The sequence below is a fragment of the Bacteroides sp. HMSC067B03 genome (genome assembly GCF_001811315.1).
In the GTDB taxonomy this organism is placed as follows: Bacteria; Bacteroidota; Bacteroidia; order Bacteroidales; family Bacteroidaceae; genus Bacteroides; species Bacteroides faecis.
This window is the reverse complement of the sequence record NZ_KV804480.1, coordinates 1-2,152: the sequence shown is the minus strand read 5'-3', so window position 1 is coordinate 2,152 and position 2,152 is coordinate 1. Positions and strand designations below refer to the sequence as shown.

At 39.2% G+C, this 2,152-nt stretch carries 3 protein-coding genes; all 3 read left to right on the top strand.

Going from position 1 to position 2,152, the window contains the following annotated elements:
- Positions 1-49: 49 nt before the first annotated feature.
- Positions 50-640, top strand: a complete 591-nt coding sequence (locus tag HMPREF2794_RS24890; RefSeq protein ID WP_070752994.1) for a DUF4948 family protein — start codon at positions 50-52, stop codon at positions 638-640.
- Positions 641-761: 121 nt separating this feature from the next.
- A complete protein-coding gene (locus HMPREF2794_RS29730; RefSeq protein WP_246839633.1) occupies positions 762-1,469 on the top strand; it encodes a hypothetical protein in 708 nt (235 codons plus the stop codon).
- 197 nt (positions 1,470-1,666) lie between these two features.
- On the top strand, positions 1,667-2,152 hold a 486-nt coding region (locus tag HMPREF2794_RS24880; RefSeq protein ID WP_070752992.1), incomplete at its 3' end, for a hypothetical protein.

The window sequence follows — 2,152 nt, the reverse complement described above, 5'->3', positions numbered from 1 at the left end:
TAAATCGCCTAAACAGCGATTAGCCACCGAACATCATCTACATAAAAATATGAGAACATTCGCCATAATCCTGCTTTTAGCAAGCCTGTTTGCCGCAAGCTGCGAAGAGCCGCCCATGCCGCCGAGCGACGAGGAAATGATACGGCACTTTACCACGCACGAGGCGGCGTTCCGCAAGGTGTACGAAATCATGTCAGAGAGTTCAGAAGGCAGTTTCCACTATCCACCGCTTTCTCCGGAAGAGGTCATTATACTTGATTCAACAGAGCAAAGCGATACATCCCATGAAACGAATGATGAAGAAGACCTCCCGGTATATGGGCTGCTGAAGCCAGACCGAATACAGCTCGATTCCCTGTTGGCAGAGATTGGATGCGGTCTTGTCCTTGTTGACCGCAGGGAATGGGAAACGGCGGATTCGGTATATGTGAGCCTCGTTATGCCATATTATTCCCACGGCATCGTGGACGGCGGAACATCCAAGAGTTTCGTTTACGATCCCGGATTAAGAAGCCACCGGAACATCCGTATCACCGAACACGGCGACCTGAACGAGATCTACCGAAGGACATACAACGACACCACGCTGTACAAGCCCGTCAAGGAAGACTGGTACATCGAGTTAGACCATTCACGATAACCTGAATGTGGTTGATGATACAATCTATTTGTACCTAAATAGTTTAAATAGGAAAATGAAAATATTTATTTCTTTCATAATGAACATAATTCTTTGCATTGCGTATTGTCTTTGCATAGATATGGTCAATATATACAAACCTATCGCACACATGGATATTTCAATGGGAATCCTTTTTCGGATAGGTGTCATGGTCATGTTCCTGACTTTATTGATAGGTATGTTGGCTGTGCGGTTTACCAAACGGAAATATTTAATGGCACTTCCAATAATCATACCCATTTTGCTATGGAGTGCTTATATAAGGGTCTTTCCTTATCGGTCGTTCGCTTATATGGGAATATCCGTTCTGATTTATCTGACATACATGGCAATCTTATGGTATTACAACAATAAAATCACCAATAAGCAAGAAAGTAAAAATATGACTATAAAATTGAAGCGACATAAAGGACTGATAACAATAGCCGTTATAATGATTCTTATGTCATTCGGATGGCTATATCGAGAACTTCATCCGACAATTATCTTTCATACCCCACAAAAGAGCAAATATTTGGGAAAAGTATCAGAAATAAGTGGCAGCATTGCAAAGCTGTACGTTAATAACCATATTGTCAGGTACAGACTGCCCTATATATGGGAGTGGCAAGAAGATGACGAAGTGGCTGTTTTTATAAATAATTATGGGGATGTCATTCACAAAGAGGATTTGGACTTTTGGAAACTGAATATATATTTGGATGAAAATAATTTCTATTTGAACCATAAGAAAACGGAATACGGCTGTGGATTGCGGCATATTTTACAGTCAAGAACGGATAAATAAATTGAGAACAAATACCCGTACCTCCGGTACAGATGCAAGCAGCCAAGCATCAACATCCAATAGAAAAGAAGATGATAAAAGAGAAAAGCCACTGCAGTGTTGAATGTCAGTTATGAGTCGTCAATAGCTGAATACCATACATTGAGATTGGATTGAAATAAAAATTCTATATTTTATGCTCCTTAATAATGTGAAGTATGAAGATAGCTGAAATGAAAGTTGGACAACTGATTGCATGGGTAATATACTTACTTATGTTTGCTCTTGTCCTGATAGAGCCAAACCAATATATTATGAGCATTAACGTGATTAATGATGGTCCGGGAGATGCTGTGGACGGATTAATGGCGTTTATCGGCTTTGTAGGAATCTGCGTATTGTTCGTATTCTTTGATCTTATTTTTCACTTGTTATTCCATCACATAAGATTCAGATTGTCTGCTATCATACTATTGCTATTCAATAGTATATATAAAGCATACGAGTATTGTTTTTTCTATTCAGGATATGAAGGAAAATATCTAACTGAAGATAGGTATGAAAGTGTTCCTACAGCAGACGACTTTGTATTTTTTAGTAAGGTAAACGGTATAATAGTATTGTATTTAGTTATAATGATGTTCCTTAGTAAACTTTTGGGATATTTTACCCACGTTAGGGATTGCAGGGGAAAGCCCACAGCA

Bases quoted from the DNA above. Each gene is read 5' to 3' on its own strand.
- HMPREF2794_RS24890 (WP_070752994.1), top strand. From the start codon at position 50: ATGAGAACATTCGCCATAATCCTGCTTTTAGCAAGCCTGTTTGCCGCA.
- HMPREF2794_RS29730 (WP_246839633.1), top strand. From the start codon at position 762: ATGGTCAATATATACAAACCTATCGCACACATGGATATTTCAATGGGA.